The sequence below is a fragment of the Pseudorhodoplanes sinuspersici genome, assembly GCF_002119765.1.
Lineage (GTDB): Bacteria > Pseudomonadota > Alphaproteobacteria > Rhizobiales > Xanthobacteraceae > Pseudorhodoplanes > Pseudorhodoplanes sinuspersici.
The window spans coordinates 2964447-2980941 of the sequence record NZ_CP021112.1 but is presented as its reverse complement, the minus strand read 5'-3'; the positions used below and the strand labels follow the sequence as shown (position 1 = coordinate 2980941).

Below are 16495 nucleotides of genomic sequence, written 5' to 3'. Positions count from 1 at the left end.
GGCTAAGCAGACCGTCGCGCCGTTGATCAATTACTTATCCGTGTTGGTGTCGTTGCGGATTAGGCACTCTCCGCAACACGCGGCTGGTGGCGGTTTCGGGCCGCAAGCACGCCCGGCATTGCCTCATTCCACCGTGCGAATGCGACGATGCGCCGTCGGAGCGTTCGCCCGTTCCCAGTTTACCATATAGTCGCGAGTTAGCGGGATGGTGTCGGCCCGTTTGGCAAGCTGCATCTGAAAAACCATCATGGAGCGGAAGCGAAATCCAATCTCGCACAGAACCAGATAGAACTCCCACATGCGACAGAATCGTTCGTCGTAGAGCGCTGCAACGCGCGGCCAATTCGCGATGAAGCGCTCGCGCCAATGGCGGAGTGTTTCAGCGTAATGCAGTCGGAGGATTTCCACGTCGGTGACAATCAAGCCGGATCGGTCCGCGGCTGCAAAGACCTCAGAGAGCGATGGGAGATCCGCTCCAGGAAAGATATACTTGCGAATGAACGGATTGATGGGTGCCGGCGCGTCCGCATATCCAATCGAATGCAGCAACGCGACGCCGTCGGTGGCGAGCAACTCACCAAGCTTGGCAAAGAACTCGTCATAGTTCTTCTTGCCTACATGCTCGAACATGCCGACCGATACCACCCGGTCATATTGGCCCGACTCCTCGCGATAATCACGCAGATGGAAGCGCAGCCGGTCGGCAAGACCGGCCGCTGCTGCGCGCGCCTCGGCTACCTGGTGCTGCTTGACGCTCAAGGTGACGCCGGTAACGTCAGCACCCGTCTCCTCAGCCAGATAAAGGCCGAGTCCGCCCCAGCCTGAGCCGAGGTCAAGTATCTTGAGTCGTGGCCGTTCGAGCAGCAGCTTGGCTGCGATATGGCGCTTCTTGTTTTCCTGCGCCGTATCGAGGTTGTCGTCCTTGCTCGTGAAGTAGGCGCAGGAATACTGGCGGTCCTTGTCGAGAAAGAGGTCGTAGAGCTGATCCGACAGATCATAGTGATGGGCGACGTTGTGCCGCGCCCGACCGATCGGATTGTGCTGCTTGAGCCGCCGCGTTGTGCGCGACAACAGTGAAAACCAGGCTACCTGCTCGAAGTTGCTATAGTTCCTGGCAGCGATTTCGAGAAGATCGAAAAGCGTTCCCTCCTCGACGGTCAGCAGGCCATCCATATAGGCTTCGCCAATCGACAACTCAGGGTTCAGAGCCAGCGTATAGTCGAGATGGCGAGCGCTGAGGCGGACCGTACAATAGGGCGGCGTGCCGTTGCCATATTCGTTAATCCGGCCCGCCCCGTCGATCAGGCGCAGGCTGCCGGTCCGGACGATTGACTTGAGGACCGCTGGAAACAGCATGCGGCAGCCCTCCGGCCTTGTTCAAAAATAAGACATAACGTTTAGCGCAAACCTGCGTAAACCGAGTCTAGTTCGCGGACTTTTCAAAACAAGATGGTGCATCCGCGTCATTTATATGGCTGCAGGGTCTCACTGCCCAATCGAATCTGACATCACGCTGCCATCCTGGTCGCGTTGCCCCACTATAGGATGTCCGGCCTGTTGAACCGTTACAATTTACCTCGACACAAATTTTCGTGATGGACTCGTTCAATGCCTGGTAGCTCCGACTAGAGCCGGCATCTTCATCAAACCGAGCAAAAATTTCTGGCGAGAACGCGCCGCCCAGCAGGCGCCCACAAGGGCCGGCAGACGCCGGCTAAAATGGGTGGTCAATATTATACAGACTCGCAACCGATATGATGCCTACGCTTCGGCGGCTGGGCACTCTCCGCTCGTCCCCTAAAATCAGGATCGCGGAGATCTCGGCGCGACTGTACTGGCCGGAATCCTTTCCGAGCGCAGACATTGCGGAGGCTTCGTGCAACCAATCGGCCTCAAAGAACAGTTTGCTGTCATTGCAGATGCGTGGGCGCTCGCGCAGGGCATTGTCGACACTGTCCGCGAGCCGGTGCTTGTGCTCGACAACCAGCTGCGCGTGATCGCCGCCAGCCGCTCCTTCTATTCGACTTTCGAGGTGAGCTCCAAGGACACCCAGGGCAAGCTTCTTTACACTCTGGGCGATGGACAATGGGACATTCCAAAGCTTCGGGTGCTGCTGGAGAAAATCATCCCCGAGCGCGGTGTGATGGAGGACTATGAGGTCGAGCATGAATTCCCGAACATCGGACACCGTACGATGTGCCTGAACGCGCGCCAGGTGTTCTACGAGGGCGGTGCTGGTACGACCATCCTGCTCGGCATGGAGGATGTCACCGCGCGGCGCCTTCTGGAACGCGAGAAGGACGAGTTGTTGCAGCAGAAGGACGTGCTGCTCGAGGAACTGGAGCACCGGATTGCCAACAGCCTGCAAATTATCGCCAGCATCATTCTGCTGAAGGCGCGGGCGGTTCAGTCGGAAGAGACGCGTCTCCATCTGCAGGACGCACACAAGCGGGTCATGTCGATTGCCGCCGTGCAGAAGCAGCTCCATGCCTCCGGCACCGGTGGGTCGATCGCAATTGCGCCTTATCTCTCAAGGTTGTGCGAGACCCTTGCCGCCTCAATGATTGGCGACAGCCGGCCCATCTCGCTCAAGGTGATTGGCGGAGGTGGCAGCGCGACGTCCCGTCAGGCCGAGAGTCTCGGCTTGATCGTGACCGAGCTCGTCATGAATGCTCTGAAGCATGCATTCCCCGACGAAAAGGTCGAAGGTCAGATCACCGTCGCGTATGACATGGACGGAACGGATTGGAAACTGTCCGTCGCTGACAACGGGATTGGCAAACCGGAGCGCGGCTTCGCACCAGGCAAATCCGGGCTCGGCACCGGCATCATCAAGGCGCTGTCGCAGCAGCTCGATGCAAAGGTGGAAACCTCGGCCGGCGCCAGGGGTACGATCGTGTCGATCACTCACGCCACGTTCTCGACCAAGGCAGTCAAGGCGGCAATTTGCGCACCAGCCCGATACTAGCCGTTTCGCTCAATCTCTGATTTCCGGCTTCTCATGCAGCACAAGGTTCAGCAAGGACCTGTGGACCTCGATGTGACCGTTGTAGGTGATTAGACCCATTCGCCGAAATTTATTCATGAAGAAGCTGACGCGGGATCGCGTCGTGCCGATAATCTCCGCCAGTGTCTCCTGGCTGATTTTCGCGAGGATCGGCTCGGGCTCACCTTCCTTCCCAAAATTCGCAAGAAGCAGGAGAGTCCGCGCCAGACGTTTCTCGCTTGAGTTGAACAATTGATCGACCAGATCTTCCTCAACGCGACTGTTGCGCGCAAGAAGATGCGAGATAAACAATTCGGCAAAAGCCGGCTGTTCGTGAATCACGCTGACAATCTCTGCCTTTGGTATTCGCGTGATCGCACATTCCGTCAGAGCGGCCACCGTCGCCAAACGCAAAGTTTGTCCGCCTAGGCATCCTTCACCGAAGAAATCGCCTGGTCCCAAAACTGCGACCACAGCTTCTTTGCCTTGCTCTGACACAACCGTGACTTTGGCTTTGCCCGTCTGAATGTAAAAGACCGAATCCGCAGGATCACCTTGCCGATAAACAACTTGATTTTTCTGGCAATTGGATACGGTTCGTCCCCCGTTCACTTTCGAGAGGAACGTTTTTGGATCGAACGGATGCCCCTTCTTATTACGTTTCATAGCAACCTTCGCCTTGCCGGACCTTCATCTAACCAGCCCAAAACCATTTAACAGCACCGCTCATGGCGTGAAAGTGCGCTCGCCGCGGCAATTTAGCTGACCCAAGGGCATTCCGCCTCTCCACTGGTCGAGACTGAGAAGGAAATTCAGCTGCAGCCTTAACCGTTGTGGGAAACTAATCCGGGCTGTCGTGGACTAAGGCTATTGTTGCTGGTTGCAACGGACTTTGCGAGCGCTGCGCGGGTCCAAACTACGACGAGCGGAGGAGCCAATTCTTTCAAAATGCTTGGTCAGAACAGCACTGATTAGGCGCGACAGATCGCCCGCGTCATCCACCTCAACAAGGTGCTGCTGTCAATTGATTATTAAGCTGGGAGATCATCACAGTTCATGCCGTCGCCCCGCGAGGCTGGTTTCGCACTTCGAATGTCACGGCCGACTCAAAATGGCGGCGTATCTGCGTGGAGTCTACTTCGTGAGCATTGACTCCCGATTTCCGCAGTCTGGCCAACTGCCGACGCTTCAATACATTCGCGTCTGTATAATATTGACCACTAATTCTCCTCGGGCCTAACGACCTTTCCTGGAACTCTACACTGCCACTGGGAGTTGTTGCCACGATCACTATTGGATCGACACACGATAACTGGAAAACTTCTATGACGAATACAAGGAAGATGTTGCTAACATCTGTTGCCGCCGCCGCATTGATCGCTGGCGTTGGTGTCGTTTCCGCACAAGCGCCGCCTGCGCCCGCTGCACAGCAAAACGCACCGGCAGAAAAAATGGGCCCAGCTTTGAGGGAAACGCAGGCTTCGCCTGACACTAGGCCTGACCAGAAGGCCAGCGAGCCGAAGGCTGATATCAAGAAGGACAAAGGCGCGCAGGCGCCTGCTCCGGCGACCAAATCCACCACAGACCAGGCTCCGGACAGCAAATCTAAGGCCACCACCGGTCAAGCTCCAGCGCAGGATGATAAGAAGTCAAGAGGCACGAGCTCGGAAACGAAGTCCCCAGGCAAGACGAGTTCGGACATGAAAGCCGATACCAAGACAAAGGCGGATACGAAAGCCGACGCCAAAAGTTCTGAGAAGGCTGACGATACCAAAGCAGCGACCACGGGTCAGGGCGCGGCTGGCACGGCTGCAACTCTCTCGACTGAACAGCGCACCACGATCCGCACCGTCATCAAGCAACAGAACGTGCAGCCGATGACGAACGTCAACTTCTCCATCTCGGTTGGCGGTCGGGTGCCCCGCACTGTTAATTTCCATCCGGTACCAGTGGAGCTCGTCCAGATCTATCCTCACTGGCGTGGCTATGACTACATTCTCGTTGGCGATCAGATCATCGTCGTCAATCCGCGCACGTATGAAATCGTGGCAGTGCTCGACGCCTGAAGTCAGTTCCGAGGAAATAAAAAAGAGGCGACCCACCGGCTGCCTCTTCTTATTGATCACCATCGCAGGATTCTAAATTATATTGGCACATCGCCCTGATAGCGGCATTTCCGTCACTAAGAGCGGCATCCATCCTCAGCAGATGGACAAGTTAGCGACGACCCAAGAAATCCAACCACCAGTACTCACTACAGATCGACCATACATGAGCTTTCGCTCTCGTGACTAGTAATCCACCAAAAGATCTCCACATTAGGATCATAACTTCAAACAATACCTCGAATGAAGAAGTTCCATGACCAATCAAGATCAAAAACTCAATCAACAGGGCGATAGTCAGAAAAAGTCTGAGCGGCAGAATCAGGCGCCCAAAAGCAAGAGCAGGGTGGAAAAGCATCCGCTCAGAACCAGAAGCAAACTTTAGGCCCCGCCTCCGGCGGGGCTTTCTACATTTAGGGAGAACGACAATGGAAGGCGTCATTCTAATAGTCGCATACGCGACTATTGCCATAACAGGGCTTGCGATCGCTGTAAGCATCGGATTGCTGACTGACCAGATTAACGCCCATGTCGGCATGCTTGTCTTCTTTGTTGCCGCAGCAGCTGCCATGGTGGCAGCGTGGCCGCTTGCTTTACGGCTTACCAAGCCAGTTGATGAAGCCACCGCTAAGGCGTTGCTCGCAGGTTCTCGAACTGCATAATCATCTGTGCCGTGATCGGATGTTGAAAAGACCGACCAACAAGGTTGACCGTTCCAAAGTTAATCACCGATGCGACAGTGACCTGACCGGGCTTTCTTGACCAGGCTGATTAAGATAATCAGCCTGGAAGGGGACACCCGAAGATACCAGACCGTCGGCGGCGCGCCGGCGTAGAAACGCATGTTCCATTGCTCGACCATCTCGTTATCGACAAAGCGCGGATCGCGCTCGATATCCGAAATCACCAGCGTCTCGTCGTTGGCTACTACGTAGTTGCAGATCGCGTGTTCGCGGTCCATCGGCAGCAGCGTGCCTGTATCGTCGGTGATGGCATCCGGCAATTTTCCACTTTGTCCGACGAAGTATTCGCGGTCTTGTCGATCGTGGTGATCACGGCAACACTGGTTGAACACGTCGGCCGCGCGTTTGGCGAGTGCATCCAGCGCGTCGCGCTTGTCGCCCTCCAGGACCCGGTCGCCTTCAGCGCGTCGACACGCTCTGCGTCGTAGTCAGGCACGGTGGCTTGCTGGGCTGCCATGGCGATTGGAAGTTGGCAGTCCGGTTTCACCGGGGTCGTCGCGGTCGGGTGCCATACTCACTTCGACACACAACAACAACAAAAACCCAAATGAGAAGCAGCCTGACGAGAATCCGGAAGGCACGTTCCACTTCAACCCCGGAAATATGGCCGGGAAAAAGCCCGGGGATGCGGAGAAGTCTGCCAAAAACCGTGGCGAGCCGCATAACAAAGAAGAATCCGCCGACTAGCGCGAATTTTATCAGAGTGGGCGCGCGTGTGCTGCGGTTCGTCTCATTCTCAATGTCAGAAGCTATTGTCGTCGCAGAGCCGCTGGGAAAGCAGCGGCCTTGAAAGCCTTTCCCAAACACGGGCCAAAGGCCCCTACTTATGCGGAGGCGACAAGCATAAAAATGCACATAAAAATGCATTTGGCGGCGCGGGGAAACATCTCGCTCAACCGGCCGGAAAAGCACGGCCAAAAGACCCGCCTCCGTTCCCGGAAGCAAACCCAATGTCCTTCGTGAATCCAAACGCAGTACATTCGTGACGGTCTAATCTCGCGATCCAGCAGCGAATCCGCACTTTATCTGGTTACGAACCAAGAAGAGCCCGACCATGGGCTCTTCTCCGTCTTGGTCTCTATAGGCTTGGCTTATTTGCCGCGGTCGACATCTTTAAAGTGGCCTGCTGCCGGTTCAGTGGACAGCCAGTTAAGCTAATCCCAGCTTCCGCTCGAACTCAACGGGGCTGACGTATCCGATCGTCGAGTGACGCCTGGTCGTGTTATAGAACCGCTCGATGTAATCGAACACATCTGCCTTGGCCTCGTTCCGGGTGCGGTATTCCTTCGAGCGATGCGCTCGGTTTTCAGCGATGAGAAGAAGCTTTCCATAGCGGCATTGTCCCAGACGTTGCCGGATCGGCTCATGCTGCAGGTGATGCCACTGTCGGCCATCAAGCGCTGGAACTGGTCACTGGCATATTGGCTGCCGCGATCAGAGTGATGCATGAGCGCGTCCGGTTTGCCACGACGCCACACCGCCATCAGCAGGGCATCCGCGACCAACTGAGCCGTCATACCGGCACTCATTGACCAGCCGACGACGCGCCGTGAGAACAGGTCAATCACGGCAGAGACGTACAACCATCCCTCGGCCGTCCAGATATAGGTAAAGTCGGCAACCCATTTCTGGTTCGGTCGCTTAGCTGCGAACTGCCGGTCCAGCAGGTTCGAGGGAGCAACTGCAATCTGGCGATCACCGTTATCCTTAGGCAAGCGCCGTCGTCGTGGCCTGGCTCGCAAGGCCTGCTGCTGCATCAGTCGTTCGACCCGGTGCAGACCGCATTCGATACCGTCGGCAAGCAAGTCGCGCCAGACGCGTCGCGCTCCGTAGGTCCGATCGCTATTGACGAAGCTTGCCTTGATCCGCCCGCCGATCACTTCATCGCTACGGGCTCGGGCACTGAACGAGCGGTTCAGCCAAGCATGGAAGCCGGACCGGGAGACGCCCAATGCGTTGCACAGCCATGCCACCGGCCAGATGCCCCGGTGCTTCGCAATGAAGACGAACTTCATGTCGCTTCCTTCGCGAAGAAGGCTGCGGCCTTTTTTAGGATATCCCTCTCGGCCTTGAGCTTGGCCACTTCGCGGCGCAGGCGCGCGATCTCCTGCTGCTCTGGCTTCATCTGTCCGTGGCCGGGAAAGGCCTGTGCAGGATCGGCGCCCAGCTCGCGCACCCATTTGCGCAGCACGTTCTCATGGACATCCAGGTCACGCGCTGCCTGTGCGACCGAGACCCCGCGCTCCCTGACCAGCTTTATCGCTTCAAGCTTGAACTCGCGACCAAACTTCCGTCTTTGCATGGCAACCTCCGGCTTCATGAAACACCCTATCTTGGTGTCCATCAAACCGGCAGCAGCTCAAACTCGGCAAAATCAGGCCTTGGGGTTCGCAGTTTTGTACGCAAATGGCGCGCCCGAAGAGATTCGAACTCCTGCTCCCCAGATTCGTAGTTTGAATTTTCGCGAGCTTGTTCTGCGCGTGGCGACTCTGCAAAGCAAAAGAGCCGCCCTTATGGGCGGCTCTTTCTCAAACTAACAATTATTTCAAAATCTCAAGTTGGTTGCGGGGATGGATTTAAACCAGCGACCTTCAGGTTATGAGGCAGACGAGTCACGGACTATAGCCGTGGCTTTGTCACTATCTTCCCGAGATACCTTAGCGAGAAAAATTTAAGCTGCTTTCGTCTCGGTCATAGCGAATCTGTCGAGGTAATCCGCCCACCACTGCATCATATCGCGGCGATCTTGCAACCATTCCGCCGCATTGTACGCACGACGAACTTCGTTTCGTTCGACATGCGCGAGCTGTCGTTCAATCCAATCACGATTGAAATTGTGCTCGTTTAAGATTGTCGAGGCGAGCGATCTAAAACCATGCGTCGTCGCCCTCCCATGATAGCCAAGCCGATACAATGCGTAGAGCATCGTATTATTGGACATGTAGCCCTCCTTACCCGGTGACGGGAACATAAAGTCGCTAATGCCTGACAGGCGACGGAGCTCCCGGATAACTTCGACTGCCTGTCGAGAAAGCGGGACCAAGTGCTCCTTGCGCATTTTCATCCGCTCAGCGGGAATACGCCATAACGCAGACGGGTCTTCGAGGTTCTCCAGCTCACTCCATTTTCCGCCGCGCAATTCAGTCGTCCGGAGAAATGTCAGCGTCACGAGCTTCAGCGCAAGGCGAGTCCTCGGCTCACCGCTATCGTTCTCCAAAGACCGTAAAAAGACAGGTAGATCTGCCCGCGGCATCATTTTATGACGTTTGGGCTCGCCCGTTGCTCGCAACGCCCCCTTCAGATCCGCAGCAGGATTACGTTTCGCCTTCCCCGTAATGACTGCGAAGCGGAATATCTGACCAATAAGTTGGTGGAGACGACGAGCCGTTTCGTGAACGCCCCGTTTTTCCACTTTACGGAGGAGATCCAGCAACTCCGGCGGTTCAATTTCGGAGATCGGCCGCTGGCCGATCTCTGGCAGCACGTCCGCTTGCAGCCGTCGCATAACCTGGGTCGCATAGAACTCGGTGCGTCCGCTCTTCCAAACGTCGTGCCAGTCTCTCGCCACTGCCTCAAACGTGTTATCGGCCGACAGCTTCGCTGCTCGGCGGCTTGCTCGCTTCACCGCAGATGGGTCAGAGCCAGCCGCAAGATTGCGTTTTGCTTCATCTCGAGCATCACGGGCGCTCGCAAGAGAAACGGCAGGATAAACACCAAGGGCCAGTGTGCGCTGCTTCCCCATCCAGCGGTAAGCCAGACGCCAGTATCGCGCTCCGCTCGGCGCGACGAGCAGATGAAGCCCCCCACCATCTGACAGTTTGTAAGGCGCAGATCGGGCCTTTGCGTTACGGCAATTTGTATCGGTCAACGCCATGTTGGTATCTTGGAAATTAGCAGATTCGATGCCAACGAATGTACCAACAAAAATTTCGGATGCCAGCAACGATCAGCAACCAGACACGCGCTATCCCGGACAATATTGTCCAATAATCACAATGTTTTTCGCTTCACGGCGGACTTGTGTGGATGCTCGCGGACTTGGGCGGAATGGCTTGTGGTGGGCCCGGCAGGACTCGAACCTGCAACCAGACCGTTATGAGTGCATAGGACGGACCGGAATCCCAGGAAAAAACGTCGTTTTCCATCGTTCTCGGTTGCTTCTGTTCACGTTCGGTGCCGGTTATTGTTTGGTCCGTGATTGGTCCGTATCGTTAGGAACATCAGCACCAAAATCTATCTTGATCGAGATGTCGCTGAACGGACGCTTACCCGCTTCCTCCGAGAGGGCTGAAGCAGGATTCCTTCACAGCCGTAACACCGCGCAGATGGCGAATGCCCTCCTCACTCGCGTTACCGAGCTCTCCTTCGAGAAGAGTCACACGCACGGAGGCGGAGGTTCTGCAGCACCATGTCGTCATCAGCTTGAGCTGCAGGTTTGGCTTGTGATCTCGCGAGCGGCGGCTACGACCTCCGCATTCACTGGGTCAAACTTGTGCTTCGTCTGACATTCGACGAGCATCTGAAGTGCTACCGAATGACGGCTTTCGAACTCCAAAAACCACCATGCCCTTCAAGATCTTAGAACGCTTTTAGCCCGGAGCAAGCAAGATGGTGCTCCCTAGGGAAGAGTTATTTCTTAGAACAATCAATAAGTTTGCCAGTTTTCCGTTTTGATCGAGCACACTGTTACACTTACCGAATTTCCGAAATTGGCAAACCTTCATTGATGGCTTGTGCACGTGCGGCAGAATTTTTCGAACGGCTTTTAACGCTTGGTGGACGCCTTTCAAGCGGCCCTCGTTTGACCGCAGGAGAACTCATGGTGCGACGCCGACGTTTCGCGCTCTGTTCACATCCACACCCAGGAGAAGGTTTCGCGGACACGTCGGATCATCTTCAGCCGTGCCCGGCAAATGTCTTTCGCAATCCGCTCGGAAGATGATTCTGATGACCCGGATTTCTGTCTTATCTCCATTCCTCAAGGATTATGATGAGAGATCCTCCACTGCTCAAATCGTTAAATCTGTCTCACAGGCGCTGTGCCGGGTACAGTAACTCTCTCAAATGCACATGCTAACCGCACAACATCAAACTCGCCAAGTGAGCGCCCGACGATCTGCAATCCAACTGGCATGCCGCCGTCGCCCAGCCCGGCGCAGATTGTCGTCGCCGGCTGGCCGGTCAGGTTGAACGGATAGGTGTAGTACACCCAGGAAACTAGATTGCGATCAATAAGATGCGGCGGGATATTCACGCCGACATCGAGCGAACTGACCGGCACGACCGGCGAAACAAGGGCATCGTAATGCTCGAAGAAGGTTCGAACCTTTTCGCGGAAGACGTAACGTTCAAAGACTTTCTCATAGTAGTCTCGCATGTTCTGCGCGAGCGCGGCCTCCAGTATTTCGGCGACCGCCGGATCGAGCAGATCGCGCTGCGTCGCGACAACCCCGCGCAGCCGCGTACCGACACCGGCGTAGAATTCAGCGGTCCAGAGATCAGCCGGATCTTTCTCGAAAACCGTGTCCACTGTCTCGACGATACAGCCGAGGTCTTCCAACGTCTTCCCAGCTTTTTCGATCACCGCCACGACATCGGCATCAGGCCGCGCATAACCTAGCGTCAGGCTGAGTGCGACGCGCATGCCGGCGACGGGTGCCCTGGTCGCCGCCAACACATCAGGTACTGGGCCTACGACACTGAACGGATCTCGCCCGTCGTAACCCGCAATCGCCGAAAACAGCAGTGCAGCATCTTCCATATTGCGCGCAATCGGGCCGACATGTGCGAGCGTCGGTGTCGCCGACGTTGGCCACACCGGCACACGTCCGAAATGCCCCTTGATCCCGGCAAGCCCAGTCAGGCTGCAGGGAATGCGGATCGAGCCGCCACCGTCGGTGCCAAGCGCAAATGGCGTAATGCCGGCGGCGACCGAGGCGGCCGCACCGGCGCTCGATCCGCCGGGTGTCTTGTTCAGGTTTCTCGGGTTACGCGTGATGCCGGTGAGCGGACTGTCCCCCACTGGCTTGCAGCCGAACTCGCTGGTTGTGGACTTGCCGATCAGGATCGCCCCGGCTGCTTTGCCCCGCTCGACCGCAGGCGCATCGACGGCAGCAATATTGTTCGCCATTGCGCGCGAGCCCGACGCATACGGCACATTGGCGACCGCCATCAGGTCCTTCGCCGAAAACGGAATGCCGTGCAGCGAGCCGAGCGGCTTGCCCTGCATCACGGCGTCTTCCGCTTCGCGCGCCGCCGCCATCGCCGCCTCCGGCAACAGCACAAAGAAGGCGTTCAGCGTGCTCTGGCTTGCCTCTGCTCGTTCAAGTGCGCGTCTGGTGACCTCGACGGGAGAGAGTTCCTTTCGAGCGATCTTCTGCCGCAACTCAATCGCAGACATGGCGTCGAATTCAGCCGACATAAAACACCCCCGCAAATGCAGCGCGCCCGGGCAACGCGTATCGCCCGGACGCGGTCCAACGCATTATGCGTTGACGATCGCGAAAGCGCGGACCGGTGAGCCGGAGCCGCCCTTGAACTTCAGCGGAACGCCGAAGAACTGGAATTCGCCCTTGCCGAGGACCTCCTCCAGATTCACCAGCCACTCCCAGTGGCTGATGCCGAGATCGCGGCAGAGCCGGTGCTGCGCGAAGATATTGTCGGAGGGTTTGTCGGTGGACGGTCCTTCGACGCCATGCATCTTCGAACCGCGGTCATAGAGCCAACGTGTGGCCTCCACTGTTAGCAGTGGATTCTTCCACACCGAATCCAGCGTCGGATAGGTGCGCTTGTGAAAGCCGGTGCACAGGAGGACGATGTGGCCATCCACCTTTATGCCGGCCTTCCTTTCGGCCTCTTCCATGTCCTTGACCGCGATGTCGCCGAGGTCCGGAATATGGCGGAGGTCGAAACACACGGCCTTGCCCATGAACATTTCAAGCGGCATCTGGTCGACCGGTGCGCCCTTCGGATTGACATGACGGAACGCGTCCACATGCGTGCCGACGTGATCGAGCGTTGCAATGAAATTGGTCTGGAACGTCATGGCGTCGCCCGGAACGCCGAGATTAAGTGCCAGCGTCGATTCGTGGCTGAGATGCATGGTCATGACAGGCCGCTGAAACAGCTTGTGGGCCGGCATGTTGTCTTCAATCAAGAGGCTCAAGTCGATGACGCGCTGACCCATTATGATCTCCTTTTCTGATTCAGACGACGTTGCGCTTTTTGCCGAGGAAGGTCTCCATCACCTTCGGCGATCCGGAGAGTTCCGCGGACGTTCCTTCGAGCTCGATATGACCGTGATTGACGACATAGGCACGCTGCGCGATGGCCAGCGCATGCGAGGCCAACTGCTCGACCAGCAGGATCGTCTGTCCCTTGGCATTCAGATCGCGCAACAAACCCATCAGCTGATCGACGATCTTCGGCGCGAGGCCGAGCGATAGTTCGTCGATCATCAGCAATGCCGGCCGCGACAGCAGACCGCGCGCGATTGCCAGCATCTGTTGCTCGCCGCCAGACAGACTGCCGGCACGCTGATGAAATCGCTCCTTCAGACGCGGGAAAAGATCGAAGATTTCGTCAAACTCAGTGCGGATGCGCGGCCGCTCGCGCGACCATCGGATATAGGCACCGAGGATCAGATTGTCCTCGACCGTTTGATCCGCGAAAATCAACCGTCCCTCGGGAATCATCGCGAGACCGAGCCTGACCTTCTGATGCGCGGCGAAACTGACAGTCTCAACGCCGTTGAAAGTCACCTGCCCGGCACTCGGTCGTACAAGGCCAGATATACCTCGCAGGATCGAGGTTTTCCCCGCGCCGTTATTGCCGATCACAGCAACCAGTTCGCCGCGGCGCACGTGCATATCGACACCACGCACGGCCGTCGCCGCGCCATAGCGCACATGCAGACCGGTGACTTTCAGAAGGATGTCGGCTTCGCTCATGACGCCACCTTGTGGATGGCCGCCGAACCACCAAAATAGGCTTCGATCACACGCGGATCGCGCTGTACCTCGTCCGGCGTGTCGCTCGCGATGACGGTGCCGTAATCCAGGACTGTTACCTGATCTGCGACGGACATGATCAGGTCAACATGATGCTCAATCAGCAGGACGGAAATGCCGAGCGAGGAGATCCGCCGGATCATGCGATCGAGCTCATCTATCTCATGGACAGTCAGTCCCGCTGCGGGCTCATCGAGCAGCAGAAGCCTTGGCGCTGGCGCCAAGGCGCGGGCGATTTCCAACCGTCGTTGCAGACCGAATGGCAGGAAGCGAGCCACCTCGTTTCCGTAGTCGGTCAATCCGACGAATTCGAGCAAACCAATCGCGGCGCGGCGGCAATCCTCCTCTTCGCGCAGGAAACGCGGCGTCCGCAAAGCGGCGTCGAGGATGCTATAAGTGAAACGGTGCTGATATCCGGCCATGACATTCTCGAGCACCGTCATGCCGCCGAACAGTTCGGTGTTCTGGAATGTCCTCGCCATTCCCTCGCGCGCGATGGCATGGGGCGAAAGGCCATCCAGCGGGACGCCGCTGAGTTCAAAACGTCCGCTGTCGGGCGTGTAAAATCCGGTGATCGTGTTGACGAAAGTGGACTTTCCGGCGCCATTCGGTCCGATCAACGCGTGAATATCGGCCGGGCGCACACGCAGCGAGACATCATTCAAAGCCGTGAGACCGCCGAACCGCACGGTCAATCCTTGCGCCACAAGTTCAGTCGCCAGCCGTTGCTTGGGATCACCTGTCAGCCCAAGCGCCTGCTCGATCGGCAACCCCTCGGACGCGTTGACCGAGCGCGGTGATGGCCGCCAGCGCCGCCACAAATGCACCGCCGTCCCGAATACGCCGAGCGGCAGGACGAACATCACAAGCGCCAGCAGCAAACCGTAGGCAAACTTTTGCCAGTACTGCAATTGCTGCAGATATTCCGGGAGATACGTGAGGATAAATGCGCCGATCAGCGCGCCGGTCGTCGTTCCCGCGCCGCCAAAAATCACCATCAGCAGAAAGCGGATGGAATCGGAAAAGGTGAAAATGTCCGGAGAAATATAGGAGTTCAGGAAAGCATAGAGCACGCCAGCCAGCCCCGCCGTCGCCGCCGAGATCACGAAGGCCAATGTACGGGTGCCTGTGGCATTGATGCCAAGGCTGCGCGCGGCGGTTTCGCTCTGGGAGACCGCCAGCATCGCACGCCCGTATTTCGAGCGCTTGAGATTGTGCGTGACAGCGGCAACGACGACGAGCACCACGGCCAGCACCGCATAATAGCGATATCCCGTAAGCGGGATGCCGAACAACGTCGGTTTTGGGATGGAGGTGATCCCCATAGGACCGCCCGTCAGACCCTGCCACTCGATCGCCGCGTTCTCGACGATCAGGCCGAAGGCGATTGTAACCACAGCGAGGTATACACCGCGGACCCGAACGGTCGGATAGGCAAGCAAGGCACCAAACAGGCTCGCAATCACGATTGCAGAGATACTTGCCGTGATGAGGTCAAAGCCGGCCCTGGTCGCGAGAATTGCGCCGGTATAAGCGCCTAGCGCGAACAGCCCGGCCTGCCCGAGCGATACGAGGCCAGCGAGCCCAACAAGAATATTCAGCCCGAGCGCGATCACGGCGTAGATGAGGAACAGCATAAACAGCCGCAATTCGTATTCGTTTGCGGCCGCGAACGGGACGGCGACGAGAAACGCGATGAATAGGCCAAAGCCCGTAAGCGAGCCGCGCGACGTCATACCTTGAAGACCTCGCGCTTGCCGAACAGCCCCTGAGGGAAGATGAGCAACACAAGGATCATGAGGCTGAAACCGATGATCTCGCGCGCGGCGGTCGAGATGTAGCCTTCGACGAATTTCTCGATGATCCCGAACGCAAGCCCGGCGACGACAACGCCCGGTGCGCTGGCGATCCCGCCGATGATGGCGACGGCAAAGCCCTTGAGGCCAAGAATGAGGCCCATCGTGGCCGAAGCCTGCGTCACTGGCGCAACCAGGATGCCGGCTGCTGCGCCCAATCCGGCGGCGAGCGCAAAGGAAACAGCAAACACAGCGTTGACATTGATGCCCATCAGCGCGGCCGCGTTGCGATCAAACGCAACCGCCTGCATGGCGCGGCCGATCAGCGTCTTGCGCTGCATCCAGCCGAAACCGAGCATGACCACGATCGCAAAAACCGGGATCAGGACCTCCTGCGGATACACGCCCGCGCCAAAAATGGAGATGGCATGCGACACGCCGGGCGACGGCAGCGGCCGCGAGAACCCGCCGAAGCGCATGGTCACGAGCGCCTCGAGCATGATGCCGACGGCGATGGTAGTCAGCATCCAGCCGATCGACGCCGCCGATTTGGCGAAGGGCCGTACCGCGAAACGCTCAAGCAGGATTCCGAACACGCAGGATGTGGCGATTGAAACGAGTGCAGCAATCGGAAATGGCAGCCCCGCATCCATGCCCATGATGGTCAGCACTGCGCCCAGCATCAGCGTGTCGCCATGCGCGAAATTCACCGCCTTGGCGGCCGACCACATGATGTGAAACCCGAGCGCGACGAGCGCATAGATGCCGCCGATCGCAAGCCCGGAAAACGCATATTGAAGGGCAGTTTGCATCACTGCTTTCGAAGAGGACGAAGGGAGAATTCAGGAAGTAGGAA

At 57.4% G+C, this 16495-nt stretch carries 13 protein-coding genes and 1 pseudogene; 4 read left to right on the top strand and 10 right to left on the bottom strand.

All coding sequences use genetic code 11. The features are described from left to right. Positions 1–123: 123 nt before the first annotated feature. The gene (locus CAK95_RS14395; RefSeq protein ID WP_086088533.1) at positions 124–1356 is read right to left on the bottom strand and encodes an SAM-dependent methyltransferase; all 1233 of its coding nucleotides are present in this window, start codon (positions 1354–1356) and stop codon (positions 124–126) included. Positions 1357–1876: 520 nt separating this feature from the next. Here CAK95_RS14395 and CAK95_RS14390 point away from each other — a divergent pair. Next, the gene (locus CAK95_RS14390) at positions 1877–2968 is read left to right on the top strand and encodes a sensor histidine kinase (RefSeq protein ID WP_086088532.1); all 1092 of its coding nucleotides are present in this window, start codon (positions 1877–1879) and stop codon (positions 2966–2968) included. Between the two features lie 9 nt (positions 2969–2977). Here CAK95_RS14390 and CAK95_RS14385 read toward each other — a convergent pair whose 3' ends face one another. Beyond that, on the bottom strand, positions 2978–3652 hold the full coding sequence (locus CAK95_RS14385; protein WP_086088531.1) for a Crp/Fnr family transcriptional regulator: 675 nt from the start codon (positions 3650–3652) through the stop codon (positions 2978–2980). 659 nt (positions 3653–4311) lie between these two features. On the opposite strand from CAK95_RS14385, the gene CAK95_RS14380 reads away from it, so the two are divergent. Both CAK95_RS14380 and CAK95_RS14370 read left to right on the top strand, forming a co-directional pair. Then, positions 4312–5052, top strand: coding sequence for a DUF1236 domain-containing protein (locus tag CAK95_RS14380; protein ID WP_086088530.1), 741 nt, complete (start codon positions 4312–4314; stop codon positions 5050–5052). A gap of 467 nt (positions 5053–5519) precedes the next feature. Then, positions 5520–5753 (top strand): hypothetical protein, encoded by a 234-nt coding sequence (locus CAK95_RS14370; protein ID WP_086088528.1) that lies wholly within the window; start codon positions 5520–5522, stop codon positions 5751–5753. A gap of 59 nt (positions 5754–5812) precedes the next feature. On the opposite strand, the gene CAK95_RS30015 is transcribed toward CAK95_RS14370, so the two are convergent. Further along, complete coding sequence (locus CAK95_RS30015; RefSeq protein ID WP_245303769.1) at positions 5813–6094, bottom strand: GAF domain-containing protein; 282 nt, start codon at positions 6092–6094, stop codon at positions 5813–5815. Between the two features lie 9 nt (positions 6095–6103). On the opposite strand from CAK95_RS30015, the gene CAK95_RS30010 reads away from it, so the two are divergent. Continuing rightward, positions 6104–6262 carry a hypothetical protein gene (locus CAK95_RS30010; RefSeq protein ID WP_245303768.1) on the top strand — a complete coding sequence of 53 codons (159 nt, stop codon included), beginning with the start codon at positions 6104–6106 and terminating at the stop codon, positions 6260–6262. A 721-nt stretch (positions 6263–6983) separates the two neighbouring features. Here CAK95_RS30010 and CAK95_RS14355 read toward each other — a convergent pair. The 7 genes and pseudogenes from CAK95_RS14355 to CAK95_RS14325 form a co-directional block, all read right to left on the bottom strand. Further along, positions 6984–8136 (bottom strand): annotated as a pseudogene (locus CAK95_RS14355) (IS3 family transposase). A gap of 369 nt (positions 8137–8505) precedes the next feature. Continuing rightward, positions 8506–9777, bottom strand: a complete 1272-nt coding sequence (locus tag CAK95_RS14350) for a tyrosine-type recombinase/integrase (protein WP_342588009.1) — start codon at positions 9775–9777, stop codon at positions 8506–8508. 1074 nt (positions 9778–10851) lie between these two features. Continuing rightward, complete coding sequence (locus CAK95_RS14345; RefSeq protein ID WP_086088525.1) at positions 10852–12255, bottom strand: amidase; 1404 nt, start codon at positions 12253–12255, stop codon at positions 10852–10854. A gap of 63 nt (positions 12256–12318) precedes the next feature. Beyond that, a complete protein-coding gene (locus tag CAK95_RS14340; RefSeq protein ID WP_086088524.1) occupies positions 12319–13020 on the bottom strand; it encodes a cyclase family protein in 702 nt (233 codons plus the stop codon). Between the two features lie 19 nt (positions 13021–13039). Further along, a complete protein-coding gene (locus CAK95_RS14335; protein ID WP_086088523.1) occupies positions 13040–13783 on the bottom strand; it encodes an ABC transporter ATP-binding protein in 744 nt (247 codons plus the stop codon). Next, positions 13780–15579: a branched-chain amino acid ABC transporter ATP-binding protein/permease gene (locus CAK95_RS14330; RefSeq protein ID WP_086088522.1), complete on the bottom strand. Its 1800-nt coding sequence runs from the start codon at positions 15577–15579 to the stop codon at positions 13780–13782. Before CAK95_RS14330 ends, CAK95_RS14335 begins: the two co-directional genes overlap by 4 nt. Beyond that, entirely contained in the window at positions 15576–16451 is an 876-nt protein-coding gene (locus tag CAK95_RS14325) for a branched-chain amino acid ABC transporter permease (RefSeq protein WP_086088521.1), read from the bottom strand. The genes CAK95_RS14330 and CAK95_RS14325 overlap by 4 nt, the downstream gene beginning before the upstream one ends. Between the last annotated feature and the right edge of the window lie 44 nt (positions 16452–16495).